Origin of the sequence: Sphingomonas sp. Leaf25, from assembly GCF_001421635.1 — a bacterium.
Lineage (GTDB): Bacteria > Pseudomonadota > Alphaproteobacteria > Sphingomonadales > Sphingomonadaceae > Sphingomonas.
On sequence record NZ_LMKU01000010.1, the window covers coordinates 1 to 20,537 of the forward strand.

18 protein-coding genes and 3 pseudogenes are annotated in these 20,537 nt (G+C 62.2%); 14 read left to right on the forward strand and 7 right to left on the reverse strand.

The features are described 5' to 3' along the window. Positions 1 to 96: 96 nt before the first annotated feature. From ASE78_RS04475 to ASE78_RS04495, 5 genes and pseudogenes are all read right to left on the reverse strand, one after another. Entirely contained in the window at positions 97 to 1,266 is a 1,170-nt protein-coding gene (locus ASE78_RS04475) for a glycosyltransferase family 4 protein (RefSeq protein ID WP_056493837.1), read from the reverse strand. Then, complete coding sequence (locus ASE78_RS04480) at positions 1,263 to 2,627, reverse strand: oligosaccharide flippase family protein (RefSeq protein WP_056493840.1); 1,365 nt, start codon at positions 2,625 to 2,627, stop codon at positions 1,263 to 1,265. The genes ASE78_RS04475 and ASE78_RS04480 overlap by 4 nt, the downstream gene beginning before the upstream one ends. Positions 2,628 to 2,727: 100 nt before the next feature. Beyond that, positions 2,728 to 3,228: pseudogene (locus ASE78_RS19200) on the reverse strand (HipA domain-containing protein); the annotation flags it as partial. Positions 3,229 to 3,309: 81 nt separating this feature from the next. After that, complete coding sequence (locus ASE78_RS19205) at positions 3,310 to 3,969, reverse strand: HipA N-terminal domain-containing protein (protein WP_056493847.1); 660 nt, start codon at positions 3,967 to 3,969, stop codon at positions 3,310 to 3,312. Then, complete coding sequence (locus tag ASE78_RS04495) at positions 3,966 to 4,244, reverse strand: helix-turn-helix domain-containing protein (protein ID WP_056493850.1); 279 nt, start codon at positions 4,242 to 4,244, stop codon at positions 3,966 to 3,968. Before ASE78_RS04495 ends, ASE78_RS19205 begins: the two co-directional genes overlap by 4 nt. 137 nt (positions 4,245 to 4,381) lie before the next feature. Here ASE78_RS04495 and ASE78_RS04500 point away from each other — a divergent pair, with 137 nt between their 5' ends. The 4 genes and pseudogenes from ASE78_RS04500 to ASE78_RS19880 all read left to right on the forward strand — a co-directional run. Further along, positions 4,382 to 5,005 (forward strand): OB-fold-containig protein, encoded by a 624-nt coding sequence (locus tag ASE78_RS04500; protein WP_056493854.1) that lies wholly within the window; start codon positions 4,382 to 4,384, stop codon positions 5,003 to 5,005. Between the two features lie 31 nt (positions 5,006 to 5,036). Next, on the forward strand, positions 5,037 to 6,731 hold the full coding sequence (locus tag ASE78_RS04505; RefSeq protein WP_056493856.1) for a flotillin family protein: 1,695 nt from the start codon (positions 5,037 to 5,039) through the stop codon (positions 6,729 to 6,731). Positions 6,732 to 7,828: 1,097 nt separating this feature from the next. Continuing rightward, entirely contained in the window at positions 7,829 to 8,590 is a 762-nt protein-coding gene (locus tag ASE78_RS19875; protein ID WP_414886731.1) for a transferrin-binding protein-like solute binding protein, read from the forward strand. Between the two features lie 98 nt (positions 8,591 to 8,688). Next, positions 8,689 to 9,003, forward strand: a pseudogene (locus ASE78_RS19880) (tetratricopeptide repeat protein); the annotation flags it as partial. 35 nt (positions 9,004 to 9,038) lie between these two features. Here ASE78_RS19880 and ASE78_RS19885 read toward each other — a convergent pair. Next, positions 9,039 to 9,125, reverse strand: a pseudogene (locus tag ASE78_RS19885) (hypothetical protein); the annotation flags it as partial. Here ASE78_RS19885 and ASE78_RS19890 point away from each other — a divergent pair. Next, on the forward strand, positions 9,091 to 9,930 hold the full coding sequence (locus tag ASE78_RS19890; RefSeq protein ID WP_414886733.1) for a surface lipoprotein assembly modifier: 840 nt from the start codon (positions 9,091 to 9,093) through the stop codon (positions 9,928 to 9,930). The pseudogene ASE78_RS19885 and the gene ASE78_RS19890 sit on opposite strands and share 35 nt — an antisense overlap. 47 nt (positions 9,931 to 9,977) lie before the next feature. Here the strand turns inward: ASE78_RS19890 and ASE78_RS04520 are convergent, their stop codons facing one another. Continuing rightward, the gene (locus ASE78_RS04520; protein ID WP_056493862.1) at positions 9,978 to 10,658 is read right to left on the reverse strand and encodes a recombinase family protein; all 681 of its coding nucleotides are present in this window, start codon (positions 10,656 to 10,658) and stop codon (positions 9,978 to 9,980) included. A gap of 152 nt (positions 10,659 to 10,810) precedes the next feature. Between ASE78_RS04520 and ASE78_RS04525 the strand changes: the two genes are divergently transcribed. From ASE78_RS04525 to ASE78_RS18205, 9 genes are all read left to right on the forward strand, one after another. Beyond that, positions 10,811 to 11,305, forward strand: coding sequence for a peptide-methionine (S)-S-oxide reductase (locus ASE78_RS04525; protein ID WP_235514876.1), 495 nt, complete (start codon positions 10,811 to 10,813; stop codon positions 11,303 to 11,305). A gap of 1,110 nt (positions 11,306 to 12,415) precedes the next feature. Beyond that, on the forward strand, positions 12,416 to 13,582 hold the full coding sequence (locus ASE78_RS04530; RefSeq protein ID WP_056493868.1) for a nucleotide sugar dehydrogenase: 1,167 nt from the start codon (positions 12,416 to 12,418) through the stop codon (positions 13,580 to 13,582). A 2-nt stretch (positions 13,583 to 13,584) separates the two neighbouring features. Further along, positions 13,585 to 14,598 (forward strand): NAD-dependent epimerase/dehydratase family protein, encoded by a 1,014-nt coding sequence (locus tag ASE78_RS04535; protein WP_056493923.1) that lies wholly within the window; start codon positions 13,585 to 13,587, stop codon positions 14,596 to 14,598. Between the two features lie 166 nt (positions 14,599 to 14,764). Continuing rightward, positions 14,765 to 15,250: a glucuronosyltransferase gene (locus tag ASE78_RS04540; RefSeq protein WP_235514877.1), complete on the forward strand. Its 486-nt coding sequence runs from the start codon at positions 14,765 to 14,767 to the stop codon at positions 15,248 to 15,250. After that, positions 15,247 to 15,744 carry a glycosyltransferase gene (locus tag ASE78_RS04545; protein WP_056493872.1) on the forward strand — a complete coding sequence of 166 codons (498 nt, stop codon included), beginning with the start codon at positions 15,247 to 15,249 and terminating at the stop codon, positions 15,742 to 15,744. Before ASE78_RS04540 ends, ASE78_RS04545 begins: the two co-directional genes overlap by 4 nt. A 3-nt stretch (positions 15,745 to 15,747) precedes the next feature. Next, on the forward strand, positions 15,748 to 16,851 hold the full coding sequence (locus ASE78_RS04550; protein WP_056493875.1) for a glycosyltransferase: 1,104 nt from the start codon (positions 15,748 to 15,750) through the stop codon (positions 16,849 to 16,851). A 17-nt stretch (positions 16,852 to 16,868) separates the two neighbouring features. After that, the gene (locus ASE78_RS04555) at positions 16,869 to 18,119 is read left to right on the forward strand and encodes a glycoside hydrolase family 5 protein (protein ID WP_162236464.1); all 1,251 of its coding nucleotides are present in this window, start codon (positions 16,869 to 16,871) and stop codon (positions 18,117 to 18,119) included. A 6-nt stretch (positions 18,120 to 18,125) separates the two neighbouring features. Then, positions 18,126 to 19,442 carry an O-antigen ligase family protein gene (locus ASE78_RS18200; protein WP_082467012.1) on the forward strand — a complete coding sequence of 439 codons (1,317 nt, stop codon included), beginning with the start codon at positions 18,126 to 18,128 and terminating at the stop codon, positions 19,440 to 19,442. Next, the gene (locus ASE78_RS18205) at positions 19,439 to 20,518 is read left to right on the forward strand and encodes an acyltransferase family protein (RefSeq protein WP_082467013.1); all 1,080 of its coding nucleotides are present in this window, start codon (positions 19,439 to 19,441) and stop codon (positions 20,516 to 20,518) included. The genes ASE78_RS18200 and ASE78_RS18205 overlap by 4 nt, the downstream gene beginning before the upstream one ends. The last annotated feature ends 19 nt before the right edge of the window (positions 20,519 to 20,537 follow it).

The window sequence follows — 20,537 nt, forward strand, 5'->3', positions numbered from 1 at the left end:
AACTCGATATGGCCGCATGACCCAAACCTAAATGCCTCCAGGAAACCCGGGACGCTTCAGTTCCACCGCAACGCCTATTGAGGTGTCGTGCGCTGGTCAGAGCACCGCCGTTGGTGGAGCCAGGCCATGCCCCACCAGCCACGCGCGATCCTCGGCCGTATCGCGCAGCCAATGGTCGAGCATGTCGCCCCATTTGACCGGGTTCTGCATCCGCGCCCATGCTGCTGCCGATCCGAGCGACAGGCGGGCATAGAGATCGGGATCGCCGGCAAGGCGCAGGACGGCGTCGGCCAGCGCGCCGACCTTCCCCGCCCGGAAGATCAGCGCGCTTTCGCCGTCGACCAGATGCCCCGCGAACATCGGATGGTCTGACGCGATCACCGGAGTACGCGATGCCAGCCCTTCGAACAGGGTCAGCGGCAGTCCTTCGGGAAAGCTGTGCCGACTGGGGACCACCACCGCGTCGGCGGCGTGCATCATCGCCGGGACCTGGTGGTTGGGCACCAGCCCGACAAAATGCACCCGGTCGGCCACCCCCAGACGCCGGGCCAGCGCCTCGAACCGTGGCCGTGCCCCCGCCCCGACCAGATCAAGGCGGACATCGGCCCGGTCGCGCAAGGCCGCGACCGCACGGATCAGATCGCCGACCCCCTTCTTGCCCGACAGACCACCGACATAGAGCAGACGGAAAATACCCCCCGCCTGCCGCTGCTTGGGCGGTTGATCGGCGGGCGTGCGGTGGTGCGGAAAGTCCCACGCCAGCACCTTGGCCGGGTGGACACCGAAATCGACGAGCGCCCGCGCGGCATTACGGCCATGGTTCGCGACCAGCGTGACACCAGGATCGTTGAGCAGTGCCGGCAGGCGACGGAACCGCCACCAGCGGTCGTACAGTCCGGCGAAACTGTCGGCGAGCAGCACGCCGAGATGGATACGCCGGGCAAGCCCCCAGCGGATCAGCGCCATCATCGGCCCGCACACGATCAGGTGCGTCGGATCGAACGCCTCGACCGCGCGCAGGACTGGTCCCGGATCGCGGTAGAAATCGGCCCCCGCGCCGATCACCGTCACCCCACTTGGCAGGACCTCGTGATAGGGCGGCGCCAGCCCACACAGGAAGCCGACCGCATCGGCCTGATCCCGAAACCGCTCGAGCTGGTCGAGGATATAGGTGTGGCCGTAATAGGTTTCCTCGCCCGTCAGTCGGCGCAGCCGGTCGGATTCACGGAAATCCCCGGCGAACTGCACGATCAGCAACCGCTTCATCGCATTCCCCCCAGCGGACTGCCCAGCGCCAGTTCCCAGCGCAGCGCCAGCAGCACCGCGAACACCCCCGCCGCCATGCCGACTGCCAGCAGGTCCTGTCGCCAGAAGTGCAGCCGGACGCGGTGGAGCCCGATCGCGACATAGCCATATTGGCACAACTCGGTAAGCGCGATCGCCGCTACCGCGCCGGGAAAGCCCCCCACCCGGTAACCGAGCGGCAGCAGCACCGCGAGCGTGCCGAGGCGCAACAGATTGGCGATGCTGGCGAAGAACGGGCGTCCGGCGCTCAGCAGCAGCGCGCCGTTGAGGTTGGAGAGGACCGCGAACACCGCGCCACCGAGCAAAACGCTCAGGATCCATCCCGCTTCGGCATAGCGCGGATCATAGATGGCGCGGATCACCAGATCGGCTCCCGCCGCGACTGCGGCCAGCCCGGCGCAGACCGACCAGACGAACAGTGCCCGGATATGCCCGATCCGCGCCAGTGCCTGGGGCCGATCGAGCGGTGCCACACCGGCCAGCGCGGGGAAGACGATCTGATAGCCCATGCGTCCGGCAAGGGTCGTCGGGACCTCGGCGATCGCGCGGGCGACACCATAGATGCCGAGCAGCGCCAGCGGCACGACCTGTCCCAGATACAGCCGGTCGAGGTTGCTCGCGGCATAGGTCGCCAGCGAGGTGATCGCGATCCATTTGCCGAAATGGACGATCCGCAGCACCGTGGTCCGCTCCAGTCGCCAGCGCTGTCCGGCATCGGGCAGCGTATAGCTGAGCGCCGATCGGATCGCGACCGCAAGCACGAGGCCGATCGCCGGTGCCCAGACCGAGCGTAGCCACAGCGCCAGCCCCACCTGCACCGCGAACGCCGCCGCTTCGCAGGTCAGCTCGAACAGGTTGCGCCGCCGCACTTCCAGTTGCTTGACCAGCACGAAGATCGCGGTCGAATGCGCGCCACCGATCGCAGGCGAGAGTGCCGCGAGCAGGAAGATGCGGGTGTCGATGCCATAGGCAGGCCCCAGCAACGGCGCGGCCGCCAAAAAGATACCGGTCAGCATCACCCCGCGCAGCAGTTGCAGCGTCCAGGCGATGTCGCGGAATCGCCGGTCCAGCCCGTCGGGATGATGGACGATATTCTGCTCGATGCCGACGTCGCTCAGCAACTCGATCCCGAGGCGGATGGCGTTGACGACCACCATCACCCCCAGCACCGATGGCGCCAGCAACCACGCGAGCACGATGTTGAGTCCGAACTTCAACCCCGCCGAGGCGACGAACGTCCCCATGGTCCACGCGAACTTGCCGAGATAGCCCTCCGCGCGGGAGGCCGCACCGGTCCTGTCGCTGTCGTCCCCCCTGTCCATGACGCGAGCCTTAGGGAGCAAATCGACCCCGGACAACGGCCGCCCCGAACGTCGGGGTTCGCCGATCGGCAAAGGTCGCCCGCTCCGACCGGACAGCGCTTCAGAACCCGTCGGCGATCGCCGATAACCGGGCCGCGACCAGCGCGGTCGTGTCGCGCGTGACGCCGGCGTCGCGGGCGGCGGCGGTCCAGCCCGCCACAGCCGCCGTGACCTGATCCACGATTGCGGCGACCTGTCGCGGCGGCACGCCATGCACCTTGGCGAGCCGGTCGACATGGCTGCGCGTCACGCTGCGTCCTTCGCCTGAAACCGCCAGATAATGTTTGCCGCCCGGCCCGTCGGAGAAGGTCAGGTCATAGGCCGGTGCGAGCCGCCATTCGCCGCGGTCGTCCATCAGATAGGCGTGCTGGCGCGTATGATCGTCGCGGTTGCCGGCCAGCACATTGAAGATCATCCGGCGAAACGCCTCGACCACATCGGCGTCGTTGCGGGTGATCGCCCGCGTCGCGCGCAGGAACAGGTCATAGTCGACCGCGCCCGCGATGTGCGGCGGTGCTTCGATCGCGCCGGCGAGCGACGCCATATGTATCCGCCGCCCCCCACCCGGTCGGTCGGTCGAAGCGGCGCGTCGCGAACCAGCCCGGGCCGCTTGCCGCCGGGATAAGGCGCGTCTCGGCCATCGTTACCCGGCGGCGGTCGCCATCGTGGCATAGGCGCGTTCCAGCGGACCGATGTCGACCGGATCGGCGGCGGCAGGAAATTTGACGATCCATGCGGCGTGATCGGCGGGCAGTTCGCCATCGCCCGCACTAATCGTACCATCGCTGCCGAAGCCGACATGGACTTTGGGTCGGGCACCGCCCGACGCCCCGCCCAGATCGGCGAGCAGGTCGCTCAACCCCTCGCCCCGCCCTTGCAGGATCGCGCGCGATTCGGCGGCAAGCATGTCAAGATCGATGGCGTGATCGTCGGGTGGTGGAGTAGTTGCCGGTGCGAAGATCAGCGCGCCACGGCCATGATCGCCGACCAACGCCAATCGTTCGAGCGGCGACAGGTTGCCGAAATCGATCCCCATCCGATGCAGCCGGCGGCGCATCAGCAGCGCCCCCCAGCCTTCGGGCAGGCTGTCGGCAAGGAAACCGTGCAGCCCGTCGAACCCGGCGGCGCGGGCACCATGTAGTCCCGGCTCGGGCGGATAATGGAGCGGCGAGACGCGCAGTCCCGCCGCCACGACCGCCGCATCCCATTCGAGCTGCGCGCGGCGATCGGCGAAGGCCACGCGCGCGACCGGCCCTTGCCTGTGGAACGACAGTGCGAGCGGCTGTCCCGATAGCAGCTTCATCTTGCGGTGCCCGCTTGCTGACGGAGCAGGGCGTCGATGCTGGTCGCCGCTGGCAGCGGGAACAGCGCGGCAAGCGTATCCTCGCAGCGCAGCGCCAGCGCCGCACGGACCAGATCGTCGATCGACGCCCGGCCCTCCGTCTCCATCCGCCGCCACGTTCGATGCGCGACCCCGGCCCGCCTGGCGCTTTCAACCTGGGTCCAGCCCATCGCCTTGCGCCGCGCGCGGATCGCCGCACCAATCGTCATCGCCAGTTCGGTGGGGGTATGTAGCATGAGCCTTATATGGCCGATATTGGTATAAATAGAAATATATTGGCCATATACGGCCGATGTTTCGATCTGTGGTTCGCGGCATACCGCTCCGGCGGGCGACGCCTGACAGGCTCAACACGAACTGATACACCCTCGCCATGTTCGCGCAGTTCCTGACGCCGGCCTATCTGCCCTTCGCGGTGACGTTCGCCGTCATGATCGGCATCGGCCTGATCGAAGCGGTCGGGCTGGGCCTGGGCCAACTCGATCTCGATACCGGGGTCGGAGCCGATGCCGATGGGGCCGGCGGGGTGCTCGACTGGCTGGGGCTGGGCGGGGAGCTGCCGATCCTGATCTGGCTGACGTCGCTGCTCGGCTGCGTCACCATCGCCGGCATCGCGCTCCAGCAGGGCGCGACAGCGCTGACCGGCACGCCGCTGTCATGGGGCTGGGCGCTGGCGGGCGCGCTGATCGCGGGCGCGCTGCTCAACACGCTGGCGGCGAACGGCCTCGCGCGGGTCATGCCCGGCTATGAGACGACGGTGATCCATACCGAGGAACTGCTGCGCGGGCGCGGCACCATCCTTGAGGGGACGGCGCGGCGCGGCATGCCGGCCCGCGCCAAGGTGGTCGACCGCCACGGGCAGGCGCATGTCGTCATGGTCGAGCCGCACGACGACGATGATGCGATCGCGGCGGGCGAAACCGCGCTGCTGGTCCGGCGCGAGGGCAAAATCTTCTTCGCGCTGCCCGACAGGGGATCGATCTTCACGCCGCTCTAGGTCAGGATAAGGCACGCCAGGGGGGATCGACGTGCCGGAATCGCTTGTAACCATTTTGATCTATGCGGGAATCGTCCTGCTCGCCTTCATCGTGATCGGCATCGTGCTGACCCGGCTGTATCGCCGCGCGACCAAGGACGTGGCGCTGATCCGTACCGGGTTCGGCGGCGAAAAGGTCGTGCTGAACGGCGGCATCATGGTGTTTCCGGTGCTGCATGAACTGATGCAGGTCCGGCTGACGACGGTGAAGCTGGAGGTATCGCGGCTCAACAAGGACGCGCTCATCACGCTCGACAAGCTGCGCGTCGACGTCGTCGGGCTGTTCCATATCAAGGTGAAGCCCGACGCGGAATCGATCGCCGCCGCCGCGCAGACGCTGGGCGATTCGGTCAACAGCGGCGATGCGGTCAAATCGCTGCTCGACGGCAAGCTGGTTTCGGCGTTGCGATCGGTCGCGGCGACGATGACGATGGAGCATCTCCACGCCAACCGCGCCGACTTCATCCAGAAGGTGCAGGAAGCGCTGATGACCGACCTCGACATGAACGGGTTCCATCTGGAATCGGTCAGCATCACCCATTTCGACCAGACCGCGTTCGAACATTTCAACGAAAACAATGCGTTCGATGCCGAAGGCCTGACCGTGCTGACCCGCACGATCGAGGAGCGCAAGAAGATCCGCAACGACATCGTCGCGACCAACCGCGTCGCGATCGAGCAACGCAACCTCGAGGCGAACAACCAGTCGCTGGAAATCGCGCAGGCGGCCGAACAGGCCAGGCTGGTGCAGGAGCAGACGCTGGCGGCGCGGCGCGCCGAACAGACGACGGCGATCGCCACCGCCGAGGCCGAGCAGACCCGCCTCGCCGAGATCGCGCGGATCACCGCGACCCAGGCGCAGACCGTAGCCCAGACCGAAGCCGACAAGATCATCAAAACCGCGACGATCGCGCGCGACGGCGCGATCCAGACCGCGACGATCGAACGCGACCGTACGATCGAGATCGCGCGGATCACCACGGCGGTGCAGACCGCGCAAAAGTCCGAGGAGGAATCGACCGCGACCGCTGCCGCCAACGAGGCGCGCGCGCTGGCGGTGCGCGCCGAGGAGAGCGTCGCCACCGCCAAGGCGACCGAGATCGCGAACCGCAACAAGAGCGTCGCGGTCATCGCCGCGACCCAGCGCGCGCAGGAAGAGGCGGTGCAGATCACCGTCGCCGCGACCGCCGAAAAGGAAGCTGCCGAAGCCCGCGCCAGCGCGCTGCGCACCGAGGCGATCGCCGAGGCCGAAGCCGAAAAGGCGCGCGCCGAGGGCCGCGAGGCGGCGTTCAAAGTCGATGCCGCGGGCCAGGCGGCGCTCAACGAAGCGACCAATATCCTCAACGAAGCGCAGACCGCGCTGCTGGTGCGCCGGGCGATGCTCGACGCGCTGCCTGCGATCCTCGCGGCGGCGGGCAAGCCGATCGAGAATATCGACCGGATCAGCATCGTCGACGCGCGCGGCCTCCACGGCGACGGCGGCGGGAGCGACGGCGCGGCCGAGGGCGCGCCGGGCAACCTCGCCGACGCGGCGGTCGCCGCCGCGATGCGCTACCGTGTCGGTGGGCCGCTGATCGACGGACTGATGGCCGAGCTCGGCATGGCCGGCGGATCGCTGAACGGCATGCTGGCTGGGAGTGGGGCTGCACGATCCGCAGGCGACCGGGCGGGCGACGCGGCGGGCTGACGCGCCGGGATCATCGCCCGCCTTCCGAACCACGTTGACGTCCGTATCCGATGGGCTATCCCCTTCGACTTGGGGGAGATCATCGAATGCGTTGTGGAAGCTGGTGGCTGACGGTGGCGGCATGCGTGCTGCTCGGTGCATGTGGCGGCGGCGGCGGAACGCAGAGCGCCGGATCGTCACCGCCGCCGACGGGGGGAACGCCGGCCCCGACCAACACCAGCATCACCGACCTGCGCGCGAACCAGACGTTCGCGAATACGGCGTCCGCGACGCAGGTCAGCTTCAGTCTGGCGACCAAGACCACGGTCAGCAGCACCCCGGAAAGCGGCGGGCTGAGCATCAGCTACGACGCAGCGACCAAGACCTATTCGCTTGCCAACGGTCCGCAGGCACAGCAGTTCGCGCCCGCCGATATCGTGACCGCCACCAATCCTACCGCTGGCGAGGTGCGGTATCGAAAAACCAACGACACCACGAACGATTATCTGACGCTGGTGACCACGCCCTACAGCGGGACGACCAGCAACCAGTATAGTGCGCTCGGATATTGGCAGCGCAACGTCGTGGCCGACGGACGCCAGAACACCTATTTCTCGACCTTCACCTATGGTCTGGAAACGGCGGCCGCCGCCGTTCCGCGTACCGGAAATGCCTCGTACACGATCGACGNCCTGGCGTCGGTGCCCGGCATCGAGCCGCGCGTGTTTCAGGGCACGGGTCGCTTCATGACCGACCTGACCAGCGGCGTGTTCGCCGTCAGCGCCATCACGACCGAAACCGGGCTGCTGACCAACAACACGATCTTCGGCGGCGGCATGGAGATCAAGGCGGGCGGCTATCTGACGTCCAATGCCAACGGCTTTACCGGCAACGTGCTGTATCGCGGTCAGAGCGACCGGATGGTGGGTACGCTGACCGGCCGCTTCTACGGCCCCGAAGCGCAGGAGGTCGGCGCCTCGCTCTCGGGCAGCAACTCCGTCGGTGCGAGCTTCAACGGTGCGTTCACCGGCCGGCGCGAGGCGACCGCATGGCCCATCAATCTGGTCCTGACGAAGCAGGTGGCACCCGAGCTGTTCTATGGCCGTGGCGCGAACCTCATGGTCACGACCTTCGACAGGAACGCTGCCCCGACCCAGGTAATCGGCGATCTGTCGGGCGGTCTGCTGAACCGGCAGGACGACGAGAGCTTCACGTTCGTGCCGGGCAGCTCGAAATATGCCAATGTGCCCATCACCAACGCAGCGAAGATCGCGAGCGACGATCCTAACTTCATCGCCTACCGCAAAAGCTTCGATAGCGGAGACGTGTTTCTCGATCTCTACAAGCCTGGTGCGGCCAACACCGAACTGGCGCTGACCTATACCAGCTTCGGCCGCTGGCGCGGCGGCGAGCGGGCGGGCGTCGTGACCGAGGCCAACCGGCTCTATTTCGTGTACGGCCTGGAAACGATACCGGGGTTGCTCGCGGCGAAGACGGGCAAGGCGAGCTATACCGGGATCGCCTATGGCGCGGCGGCGAACGCGCAGACCGGTGCCCGCTACGACGTGAAGGGAACGTCCCGGTTCGATGTCGATTTCGGGACCCAGAGCCTGACCGCCGAGCTGGCGCTCCGGGGCACGTCGACGGTCGGCGGCAGCGACGTCGATTTCGGCAGCTTCGCCTTCGCCAGCAAGATCGACAGCTACAACGGAGAGTCGATTGCCGAGATGACCAAGGAAAACACCTTCGGCCGCCTGTCCACGCGCTTCTACGGTCCCGACGGGGACGAGATCGCCGGCCCGTTCACGCTGCTCCTGAACGCCGGGAGTCCCGACGGGCGCACCGCGATCGCCGGTGTGGCGCTCGCCAAGCGGCGGTGACGATCGTCGCGCTGGGCGTTCGTGCCCTGCTCCCGATCCTCGGCGCGGTGCCATCGACCGCGCAGGCGCAGACAGCACCCGAGGTCCACCGTCCGGCCGTGGTCGAGGGGCTGAGCGCGATCGACCTATTCGTCCAAGCGGATCTCGCGCGGACGAACGGCCGCCCCACCGATGCGCTGCTGCTCTACGACGCGCTGGCAAAGGACCCCGATCCCGATATCCGCGCCGAGGCCCGGTTCCGCAAAGCCATGCTGCTGGTCGAGCAGCGGCGCTATGCCGATGCGGCCACGACCTTGCGCGTGCTGCTCGACGAAAGACCCGATGCACCGCGGGTCCGGTTGGAACTGGCGCGGACCCTAGCGCTGCTGGGCGACGAAACCGGAGCACGGCGCACACTTCGCCAGGCACAAGCGGCGGGCCTGCCCGACGATGTCGCGGCGGTGGTCGATCAGTTCGCGCGCGCGCTCCGCTCGGCACGACCGATCGGCGGATCATTCCAGATCGCGGTAGCGCCCGACAGCAACATCAACCGCGCGACGCAAGCACGGACGCTCGATACCGTCATCGCCCCCCTCACTCTCTCGCGCGATGCCCGCGCGCAGTCGGGACTGGGCATCCGGCTGTCGGGACAGGGCTATGCGCGTGTCCCCGTCACAGATGCGCTGTCGATCGTGCCGCGCGCATCGGCGCTCGGCAATGTCTATCGGCAAGCGCAGTTCGACGATGTCTCCGCCTCGGGCGTGGTCGGTCTCGAATGGCGGCGGCGCGGTGATCGCTGGAGCCCGTCGATCGGACTGACCCGCCGCTGGTACGGCGGCCAGCCCTATGCCCGCACCGGCAGCATCATGCTCGACTGGCTCCATTCGATCGGACGCCAAGCGCAATTGCTGGTCCATGGCGGCGCGGCGACGACCGACTATCGCCGCAACCCGCTCCAAGACGGCGGCCTCTACGATGCCTCGATCGGGTTCGAGCGGGCCGTCACCCCGCGATCGGGTTTCGGTCTGACGCTGTCGGGCTATCGCCAGACAGCACGCGACCCCGGCTATGCGACGATCGCGGTCACGCCCGCCGCGTCGGTCTGGGCCGAACGCGGGCGGACGACAATGTTCGCGACGACCAGCATCGGCAGGCTGGAGGGGGATCGCCGCCTGTTCCTGTTCCCCGAGCGTCGCCGCGAATGGCTGGCATCGAGTTCGGCAGGTGCTACCTTTCGCCAACTGGCGGTACATGGTTTGGCGCCGATGGTCCGGCTCACGCTCGAGCGCAACTGGTCGAGTATCGGCCTGTATCGCTACCGCCGCTTCGCCGCCGAAGTGGGGCTGAGCCGGGCGTTCTAGCGCGGACGGCCATCGCCAGTGCGATCAAGCATGCGACGTGATCGGAATTAGGGGACCGTCTGGTCGTTGGACGTCTTTATCGGTTGGGCCAGTTTCGCCCGATGCAGTGCGGTTACGCGCTTGACCTGTGCGATGCTGCATGCCGCCAGCTCGGCCGTTCGGGCGATGCTCATGCCGGCCTCGCGCAAGGCGACGATGCGGCGGTGGTGGGCAAGGTCGGGCTTGCGGCCGGTGTAGCGTCCGGCGCGCTTGGCGATCTCGATCCCCTCGCGCTGGCGTTCGCGGCGCGTCTCGTAATCGTCGCGCGCGGTTTGCAGCGCGACGCGCAACAGCATGTCCTGCACCGCCTCCAGCACGATACGCGCCACGCCCGAACTGTCGGCGACGAGGTCGGTCAGGTCGACGATCCCCGGCACCGCAAGCCGCGCGCCCTTGCCCCGGATCGTGGCGACGAGCAACTCGGCTTCGGGCAACGGCAGGCGGCTGATCCGGTCGATCTTCTCCGCGATTACCACCTCGCCCGGTTGCAGGTCGCCGACCATCCGCAACAACTCGGGCCGGTCGGCGCGCGCACCCGACGCCTTTTCGCGATACACCGCCGCGACATAGAACCCCGCCGCCCGCGCGCCCGCGACGATCGCTTCCTGCCGCGCCAAATCCTGGCTGTCGGTACTGACACGTAGATAGACGCGCGCCGCCCGGATCATCTCGTTTCGTTGGTCGCCCATCGTTACCTGGCTTTCTTGGGTATAGCCATCGTGGCCATTTGAACTATGGTCGGCTACGAACATTCCGTAGCGATGCTGCGTAGCCTAGCTTAGCGAACAGGCCTTTCCTAGCCATTGGGCATGGCAAGATGAACGCCGTGTCTCCGGACCGGATGGAAAGGACGTGCATGGAAGCGGCGGGCTTTGGCAGCGGGTGCCATTGGTGCACCGAAGGCGTGTTCCAGATTCTGCGCGGCGTCGCCGAGGTCGATCAGGGGTTCCTGCAATCGACCACGCCCGACGACGCTTGGGCCGAAGGGGTGGTTGTCCGCTTCGATCCCGCAATCGTCTCGTTCGACGTCCATCTGCGCACCCATTCGGCGAACAGCGGCTATTCGCCGAACGGGCGCTATCGCAGCGCGGTCTATGTCGTGGGCGACGACCAGCGGCAGCGGGCCGAGGCGGCGATCGCCCGGCTCGCGCCGGATATCGGCACGGCGGCGCGGACGAAGGTGCTGCCGCTGGTCGGTTTCCGTCCCTCGGAAGAGCGCTACCGCAACTATTACCGTACCGATCCCAGCAGGCCGTTCTGCCGGCGCTATATCGATCCCAAGCTGGCGGCGATCCGGCGCGACTTCGCGGCTCATGCGCTGCCCGACGTGCGATAGCGATCGTGCCGACCGTCATGCTATGCCGCGGTTGTGACCGCCTTTGGTTCTCTGCCACCGCTCGATTTCGTAGCGATCGACGTCGAAACCGCCTGTTGGCGCTCCAGCACCATCTGCCAGATCGGGATCGTCGGTTTCGCCGGCAGTGCGGAGGTTTTTGCGTACAAGACACTGATCGATCCGCTCGACAACTTTCTGCCGTTTAACACCCGCATTCACGGTTCGCGTGGGAAAATGTCTTCGGCAAACCGAGCTTCGCACAAGTCCAGGCAATCGTGCAGGAGCATTTACAAGGGCGGAAGGCGATCACACATTCGTCGTTAGAAAAAGGCACGCTTGCCCCGCCTGACTACGGCACACACTGCCGCCAATGGCGATCGACTGGCTCGACAGCGTAGCAGTCGCGCGGGCGACATGGCCCGAACTACCTAACTACAAGCTTGGCACCCTCGCCTGCTTCCTGAAGCTGCGTCATTGCCACCATGACGCGCTGAGAGATACGTGCGCTGCGGGAATGATGGTTTGGGCGACGGCGCACACCGGTCGGTCGCTCACCAACTGGCGTCCGCTGTCCCGCCGAGCATCCGCGCCCATGCCGACGGTCGAGAAACCGCTCAAGAGCGCGAGGATCGTGATCCTCGGATCGCTGAGGGATGGACTGTTTACCCGGCATCGCAGCGCAGGGTGCGGGGGTCATGGCGTCAGCCGGCACAAACACGACGATGCTGGTCATCAGCAATGCGCAACCCTTCGGCCGCTTCATCCATGCCCACGCCGACTATCGCCAGGCGGAGGAACTGCGACGCGGGGGGCCGCGATCAAGATCGTCGAGGAGGATGCCCTGCTGGTACGGATCGCTGGCTCCGGTTGGGATCAGCACTAATCTCTTCTTCGGACACGCAATCCGGCCCTGTTCGGATCGGACATGATCTCGTATAAGCCCGCGCTATGCAAATGTAGCATAATTGTGTTGACGCATTGTGCGTCAATGCAGGATGGGCAGAATATTCTGTAAGCCGGGGGGCGTCAGATGAAAGCATACCAAAAATATTGGGCACGAGGTTGCGCTTCATCGGATGTTACCAGCGACCAACCGCAGGTGAATTTTGTATGAATATCGTCGTCTTTGGCCTCGGATATGTCGGCCTGTCCAATGCCGTTCTGCTTGCGCAACACAATGATGTAATTGCGATTGACATCACCGAAGAGCGCGTCGAGATGCTCAATGCGCGCAAGTCACCGATTTCGGACCAAGAGCTGGAAGATTTCTTGGCTACTCGCAGCCTGAACCTTACTGCATCGCTGTATACACCGGAAACATTGGCCGGGGCCGATTACGTCATTGTTGCAACTCCGACAAATTATGATGTCGAGACGAACAAATTCGATACCTCTTCCGTAGAATCGGTAATACAGGCCGTCATCGACGCCGGATCGCATGCGACTATAGTAATAAAATCGACTATTCCGGTCGGTTTTGTCCAGGATATTCGTGAACGGATGAATATCGATCAAGTAATATTCAGTCCCGAATTCTTGCGGGAAGGTCGCGCGCTATACGACAACCTGCATCCCTCGCGGATCATCGTCGGGGAACGGTCCGAGCGCGCCCGGATCTTTGCCGACCTCCTATTGCAAGGTGCGGAGAAGAAGGACGTCGACGTCCTGTTCACCGATCCGAACGAGGCGGAAGCGATCAAGCTCTTTGCCAACACCTACCTCGCCATGCGCGTAGCGTTCTTCAATGAACTGGACAGCTATGCGATCGCGCACGGCATGGACCCGCGTCAGATCATCGTCGGCGTTGGCCTCGACCCCCGGATCGGTTCCCATTACAACAATCCCAGCTTCGGTTACGGCGGGTACTGCCTGCCCAAGGACACCAAGCAGCTGTTGGCGAACTATTCCGAAGTGCCGCAGAATCTCATCCGTGCGATCGTCGATGCAAATCGTACGCGCAAGGACTTCCTTGCGGACCAGATCATCGCCCGGAAGCCCGGTAAGGTTGGTATCTTCCGCTTGGTCATGAAGGCCGGTTCGGATAATTTTCGCCAGTCTTCGATCCAAGGAATCATGAAGCGGGTCAAAGCCAAGGGTATCGAAGTCCAAGTATACGAACCGGCAATGCCCGAAGAAGAATTCTTTGGTTCCCAAGTGGTACGCGATCTTGAGCAGTTCAAGCAGGATTGTGATATCATCATTGCCAATCGCATGACGCCTGAAATCAAGGATATTCGGGAAAAAATCTTTACTCGCGACCTGTTTGGATCGGATTGATCGTGCGTACCGCTCTCGTCACCGGCTCGGCCGGCTTCATCGGCTCCTTCGTCTGCGAAAGACTGCTGACCGACGGATTCCGGGTCATCGGGCTCGATGCGATGACCGATTACTATGAGGTATCGCTCAAGCAGCGAAGGCTCGACCGTCTTGCGCGGTTCGACCAGTTTCGCTCGGTCGAGGGCTATGTCGAGACGCCCGGCCTTCTGATGGAATTGTTCGCGTCCGAAAAGCCGGACGTCGTGGTCCATCTCGCGGCACAGGCAGGCGTACGCTATTCGATCGAAAATCCACGTTGCTACCTCGAAAGCAACATCGTCGGGACGTTCGAGTTGCTCGAGGCGGCACGCGCCTATCCGCCGCAGCACATGATGCTCGCCTCGACGTCATCGGCATTCGGCGCGAATACCCAGATGCCGTACCGGGAAACCGACAGGGCGGATCACCAGATGTCGTTCTACGCTGCCACCAAAAAGGCAACGGAGAACATGGCGCACAGCTATGCGCATCTGTTCGGATTGCCGATCACGATGTTCCGCTTCTTCACGGTCTACGGGCCCTGGGGACGGCCCGACATGGCGCTGTTCAAGTTCACCAAGGCGATCCTCAACGGCGATCCGATCGACGTCTACAATCACGGCGATATGAAGCGTGACTTCACCTATATCGACGATCTGGTGGAAGCCATACGTCTGCTGATCGATACACCGCCTGCGCGTCCGGCCGATGGCGACATCGTTTCCGAAGCCGACAGCCTGTCGCCGGTTGCACCGTGGCGGGTCGTCAATATCGGCAATTCGGATGCCGTACAGCTGACCGATTTCATCGACGCCATCGAACAGGCGACTGGTTGTACAGCCGAGCGCAATCTCATGCCGATGCAGGCTGGCGACGTTCCCGCGACATGGGCCGATGCCCAATTGCTGGAATCGCTTACTGCCTATCGGCCGAAGACCAGCGTTCACGATGGTGTCGGCAAATTCGTGGCATGGTATAGGGATTATTATCGGATCTGATCGCAAGACACATTCGGGTAATGGCAGAACCGATGCGCGATCCTGTTTCGAAAATATATGTCACAAGTAACGATCGGGTACATTCAGACCGAACTTTCGGAAAGAACATTGCTTGCCACGAACGATATTTTACACCCAAATTATTTGGGCAACGGGAGCCTGAAGCGTGATTGAAGGCGGGGTCATCGAACGCACCGGAAACCGGCAGCCGCGCAAGATATTGGCGGTGGCATCCGGCGGCGGGCATTGGGAACAGATGATGCTGCTTCGGGACACGCTGGAGCGGTTCGACGCCACGTTCGTCACTACGAGTGACGCCTTGGTCAAGCGCGCGCAACTGTCCAATGTCCACATCATACCCGACTGCAACCGCGATACGATCCTTGTTGCGGCCCGTTCCTTGTTTCAGGCGATCCAGATCGTGTTTCGCGAACGACCCGATATCGTCATCACCACCGGGGCGCTGCCGGGCTTGTTCTGCCTGCTTGCGGGACGCTGGGCCGGTGCGCGGACGGTCTGGCTCGATAGCGTTGCGAACGTCGAGAAGCTGTCGAGTTCGGGCAGGGCCGCTTCGAAGTTCGCCAGTCTTTGCCTAACGCAATGGGAGCATCTGGCGATCGGCCGTGTGCGATTTGCGGGACGCCTGCTATGATCCTCGTTACTGTTGGCACCCAGCTTCCATTCGATCGCCTGATCCGCGCGGTCGACGAGGTTGCGCCCCGCTTGCCGATGCCGGTATTCGCCCAGATCGGACGAGGTAGGTATCAACCGCAGCATTGCAGGTTCGCAGCGAATGTTCCGCCGGTCGAATTCGACGATCTGCTACGCCAGGCGAGCCTGATCGTCGGCCATGCCGGCATCGGCTCGGTACTGATGGCGCAGAAGATGGGCAAACCTCTTCTCGTCATGCCGCGACGCATCGCGTTTGGCGAGCATCGTAACGACCACCAGCTTGCAACCGCACGTGCCTTGGAGGAGCGACCCGGCATATATGTCGCTTTCGACGAAGAGGCGCTGCAACAACGGCTTCTGGACGATACGCCGTTCTCGCTGCCGACCAATGACTCGCCGCAGCGGGTTCAACTTCAACAGGCGCTGGAACATTACTTCGACCATGGCTCGCTCGGCGAATGTGCGGAGGCGTAGCAAATGACTGCGGCCGAACAGAAGATCGAGGCTAAGACGGAACGACCGATCGTTCTGCTCACGTCCCGCCTGACCACCGGGGGAGCCACGTTGAATGCCCAGATGCTTGCCCAGCAATTTCGGCAGCGAGGGATTACGGCCGAACTCTGGTGCTTGTACCGGTTCGCGGAACTGGAAGAGCAAGACATACCGGTTCGTGTCATGTTCGATTCCATACCTCGCACGCCGATCGATCTCTTGCGCATGGCGAAGCGCTTCGCCGCAGAGGTAGCGCGGCGGCGACCCGTGGCGATGTTCGGCTTCCATCCTCTCGCCAATACGCTTGGCTCGATCGTGGCTAGGGGACGGTTTCCGTTCATCGGAACGCAGCGAAATCCTGCAGAAAGTCAGAGCCGCATTCTCGGCATGGCGGACCGGATGCTTGGATCGACCAACCTCTACAGCGCCAATATCGCGGTCAGCAATGCCGTATGGGAAAGCTATTCCCGCCATGGTTCGCGCTACCTCGATCGATTGCGGGTGATCCACAACGGCCTTCCGCCGCTGCCTGTAACCGACGAGGACAAACGCACGTGTCGGGAGGCGCTTGGCTTGCCGGTATCGGACTATCTTGTCGGGAACGTCGGTCGTCTGCACCCTCAGAAATCCCCAGACTTCCTGCTGGATGTCGCGACACTCGTTCCCGAAGCTACCTTCGTGCTTGCCGGCGACGGGCCGGAAGACGCCCGGTTGCGGAACGAGATCGCACGGCGCGGATTGAACGTGATATTGCCGGGGCGTGTGGAAGGGGTGAACATCACTCGCACCCTGCGAGCACTTGACTTGTTCCTGTTCCCGTCCCGCTTCGAAGGATTCGGCCGGGCGCTGATTGAGGCCTTGTCGCAAGGGTTGCCCGTGATCGCCCATGATCTGCCCGTCACGCGGGAAGTGATGGGCGACGGAGGCGATTTCCTCCCACTGGATGCGCTGGCATGGGCATCCCGCATCCGTCACCACATGACGCATCCGTTCGGTGCCGACCGGCGCATGATGGCGGTGGACCGGGCCAACAGTTTCTCGCTGGAAGCGATGGTCGACGGGTATCTGGGGGTGCTTTTGCGAAAGTGAGCCGGCAACACACCATATTGAGCGCGATCGTCGCAATCGTCATCATCGCTGCCGGCATGACGTCATGGCAACGGGCAATCGCGCTTGCTCCCCCATCGAATGCCTTTCCCCGGGCAGCACGGATCGAACGCTCGATCGGTGTCTGGCGCTGGTTCAACCGACCCGCCACAGTCGATGACGAGCATTACGCCGATTATGTGTCCGACACCGACTTGCAACGCCTGCATGCGATGGGTTTCACTGCGGTACGACTACCCGTCGGAACCGAATTTCTGTTCGGTGGCGATGCGAACTATGGTCGTCTGCGAACCGATCGTCTCGCGTTCCTCGATGCTGCCATCGCCCGGATCAACGCTGCGGGCATGGTGGTGGTCGTCGATTTTCATCCGCGGGCGTCGATCAAGTCCCGCCTCGAACGCGAACCCGAACTGGTTAAGAAAACTGTCGATTTCTGGCGTTTGTTCGCAGCGCACCTGTCGGCAACCGATCCCGAAAAGGTTCTGCTGGAGTTGCTGAACGAACCCCGCTTCGCCCGGGACGATCGGGGCTGGAACCGCGTATCGCATCAACTGTGGCAAGCCGCACGTGCCGGAGCACCGCGACATACCCTGATTGTCTCGAGCGCCTATTATGGCTCGGTCGACCGGCTTTCGTCGCTCGAACCGGTGAACGACACCAATGTCATCTACACCGTCCATTTCTACGAACCGATGAAATTCACGTCGCAAGGCGCGCGCTTCCTGCCCGGCCTTGCCGGACTGCCATGGCCGGGCGCGGGGCAACAGTGCGATACGGCAGCCCGCAATGCACCGCTTGCCATCACCCGGCCGGACTCCAAGGATAGCCCGCATGATTGGGCAACTGCATATTGTGCCGGTGGATGGGACGAGACGAAGCTCCGCGCCCAGGTAGCGGAAGCAGGCCGATGGAGCCGAGAGAACCATACGCCGGTCTGGGTTGGTGAGTTTGGTGTCCGTGCCCAGGATGCCGCGCCGGCCGATCGACTGCGTTGGCTACGTGCCGCAACCAGCGCCTTTACCGCCGAACGGCTGCCGTGGAGTTTGTGGAGCTACGACGATTGCTTCGGCCTCGGTTTGGGTCGCGGCATCCAGTGTCAGAGCAAATTCGCGGCACCTCAGCCGCAAGTTCGATTTGTATGCACGACGTTATCGGCTATCGGCATGGGGAATGCTGTCTGCCCAGCAAACCAGCTTTCGGATAGACTGGGGAAGACCAGCATGACGTCCCCGGTTCCGAAACGGTCGTAGCGCCCGATGAACAGATTTTCTCCTGCCCAAGCCGTAGAAACCCTTCCTGTCGTTACTCCACGGCGGGAGACGATGGCATGGGCGCTGTGGCCGATCCTGTTGTTCTTCGGAAGCAGCCCCAATATTCTGCTTATGGGTGCTCGCGGTGCTGAAGGGGGAGGGAACCAAGGGGCAGAAACCAGCATCACGTTCTACGTCGGCGCACTCATTTGCTATGGCCTCGCAATACTAGGATTGCTTTTACGGCTTCGTGGTCAGCTGTTACCTGCACTCGGAGTAGCAGCAGTCTGGCTGAACGTCTTACTTGCGTTCGTATCAATTACTTGGTCAGTTGAGCCGGCCGAAACTTTGTCACGGTGCATAGGATTGTTTGGTACTACCCTTGGTGCCGTATTTTTGGCTACATTCCCGCCAAACCATCAATTACGTACGATGACGCTAGCTTTCGGTGTCATCATGGGCGTTTGCCTCCTTATGATAGCGGTTGTACCCGATATAGCTGTGGCAACGGTCAAAGGTTGGAACGCGCGCGGTATTTTCGTTCACAAGAATTTATACGGTTGGTCATCGGCACTATTTACGATCGTCGCCATCGGCGCCTATCGCAGCCGGAGCATCGCACGTCCTATTGCCGGAATAACTATAGTGCTCGCTGCTACCGGAGCCTTATTTTCCGGTTCGGCGAACGGAATCATGGCTGTATTTCTTGCTGTCTTGACGTTCGGCTTACTTGGTTTCCTACGAAGGACCGGTCGATACCGGGGTGTATTGACCGGTATAGCTTTTGCCGGAATGATAATCGTTATCTCGGCCGCAGGTCTAATTCTGCCTTATGTTCTGGAAATCTTTGACAAGACAGTAACTCTGTCCGGCCGCACTCGTATTTGGAGCGCGTTGGAACCTGCCATGGAGCAGCGCTGGCTGGAAGGGTGGGGCTTTGGAGGAGCCTTCTGGAAAAGCGATTATGCTCAAGAATTCATGAAGTACGAATATTTTGCTGGCAATGCGCAGAATGGATATTTTGAACTTTACTTGCAAACCGGTCTTGTTGGAACAATAATTTATTTTATCCCATTCATATGGCTTATACGAAAGATGATTCGCCGCTCTAATAACGGTGATTTGTTCGCCGAAGCGATTGTAGTACTTCAGATGATTTTTCTATTCATGGCTGTTGCCGCTCCCATTTTTATGCCGGTGAACCAGATATACTGGTTCTTGATTGTGGTGGGCTATTTTCATGACGCTGGGCTGCCCAGCACCTTGTCCTCTACCACCACAATACCCCCGGTACGTTCTGCACGGCAACTTGGAACAGTATGAAAAGCCTAGCTGACAGCACCATTTCGTCCGAGACGGCCTCCAATGGGAGCGTCCGTCCTCCTAGGACCGCTACGTTCCAATCTATCCAGGTATCACGTGGACTTGCAGCACTTTCTGTAGTCTTTTATCATGTCGGTCTTTTTTTCTTTCAAAAAGCGAATTACTCGCCTTTCTCGGGGTTTAGCAACTATGGATATATGGGCGTTCCGTACTTCTTCGTACTAAGTGGCTTTATCATCGGCTTTGCGCATACTCAAGATTTAGGCCATGCTGATCGCCTTGCTGCTTTCGTTCGTAAGCGGTTCGTTCGTGTTTACCCCATTTACTGGATATTCTCCGCACTTTTCATTGTCGCAGCGATTGTCGGACTTGGCGATCGCGATTTCTCTCTTGCCCCTATTGATCTATTACAGGCCATATTACTGGTACATTTCACACCAGAATTTTCATCGCCTCCACTCAAAGTTGCGTGGACTCTTTTTTACGAGGTTCGTTTCTACTTTTTATTCGGATTGGCCATCCTATTTCCACGTATTATTTTGGCTATTGTGGCATTTTGGATCGTCGCGATCTGTATGATAACTCCATTTAACGATTTTAGTTTTGAAATTTTATCGTTCTGGAACTTCGCGTTTCCGATAGGTTTGCTAGTCTGCTTTGCCTATACTCGGTTAAAACCGTCGTGCTGGCCTATTGCCCTGATACCAGGACTGAGTTTGGTAACTGCAATCCTTCTTTCCACCAAAATGACAGATCTCCGAGGGGGAAGAAGCATCGCGATGGTCGGTGTGATGATCGGCTTTGGACTGGTCGTGTTAGGCTTGGCATTGTGGGAACGCAAAGCATCAGTCGCTGTACCCCGTCTGTTACTTATTTTAGGGGATGCATCCTATGCGCTTTACCTAGTACATTCGGCAGTGATATCCGTCCTTGGCATACTAATCTTGAAACTCCATCTACTTCGCTATGTATCAGCCGAACTATTGTTTCTTCCAATGGTAGTCATTGCAACAACTGCGGGAATAATTGCCCATTTACTGATTGAAAAACCTGTCCTGCGCTATACGCATCGATAGAAATCCTACTTTCGATAAA

Bases quoted from the DNA above. Each gene is read 5' to 3' on its own strand.
- ASE78_RS04545 (WP_056493872.1), top strand. From the start codon at position 15,247: ATGATCCTCGTTACTGTTGGCACCCAGCTTCCATTCGATCGCCTGATC.
- ASE78_RS18200 (WP_082467012.1), top strand. From the start codon at position 18,126: ATGAACAGATTTTCTCCTGCCCAAGCCGTAGAAACCCTTCCTGTCGTT.
- ASE78_RS04530 (WP_056493868.1), top strand. From the start codon at position 12,416: ATGAATATCGTCGTCTTTGGCCTCGGATATGTCGGCCTGTCCAATGCC.
- ASE78_RS04520 (WP_056493862.1), bottom strand. From the start codon at position 10,658: ATGGGCGACCAACGAAACGAGATGATCCGGGCGGCGCGCGTCTATCTA.
- ASE78_RS04550 (WP_056493875.1), top strand. From the start codon at position 15,748: ATGACTGCGGCCGAACAGAAGATCGAGGCTAAGACGGAACGACCGATC.
- ASE78_RS19205 (WP_056493847.1), bottom strand. From the start codon at position 3,969: ATGAAGCTGCTATCGGGACAGCCGCTCGCACTGTCGTTCCACAGGCAA.
- ASE78_RS18205 (WP_082467013.1), top strand. From the start codon at position 19,439: ATGAAAAGCCTAGCTGACAGCACCATTTCGTCCGAGACGGCCTCCAAT.
- ASE78_RS19875 (WP_414886731.1), top strand. From the start codon at position 7,829: ATGGTCACGACCTTCGACAGGAACGCTGCCCCGACCCAGGTAATCGGC.
- ASE78_RS04500 (WP_056493854.1), top strand. From the start codon at position 4,382: ATGTTCGCGCAGTTCCTGACGCCGGCCTATCTGCCCTTCGCGGTGACG.
- ASE78_RS04525 (WP_235514876.1), top strand. From the start codon at position 10,811: ATGGAAAGGACGTGCATGGAAGCGGCGGGCTTTGGCAGCGGGTGCCAT.
- ASE78_RS04480 (WP_056493840.1), bottom strand. From the start codon at position 2,627: ATGGACAGGGGGGACGACAGCGACAGGACCGGTGCGGCCTCCCGCGCG.
- ASE78_RS04495 (WP_056493850.1), bottom strand. From the start codon at position 4,244: ATGCTACATACCCCCACCGAACTGGCGATGACGATTGGTGCGGCGATC.
- ASE78_RS04475 (WP_056493837.1), bottom strand. From the start codon at position 1,266: ATGAAGCGGTTGCTGATCGTGCAGTTCGCCGGGGATTTCCGTGAATCC.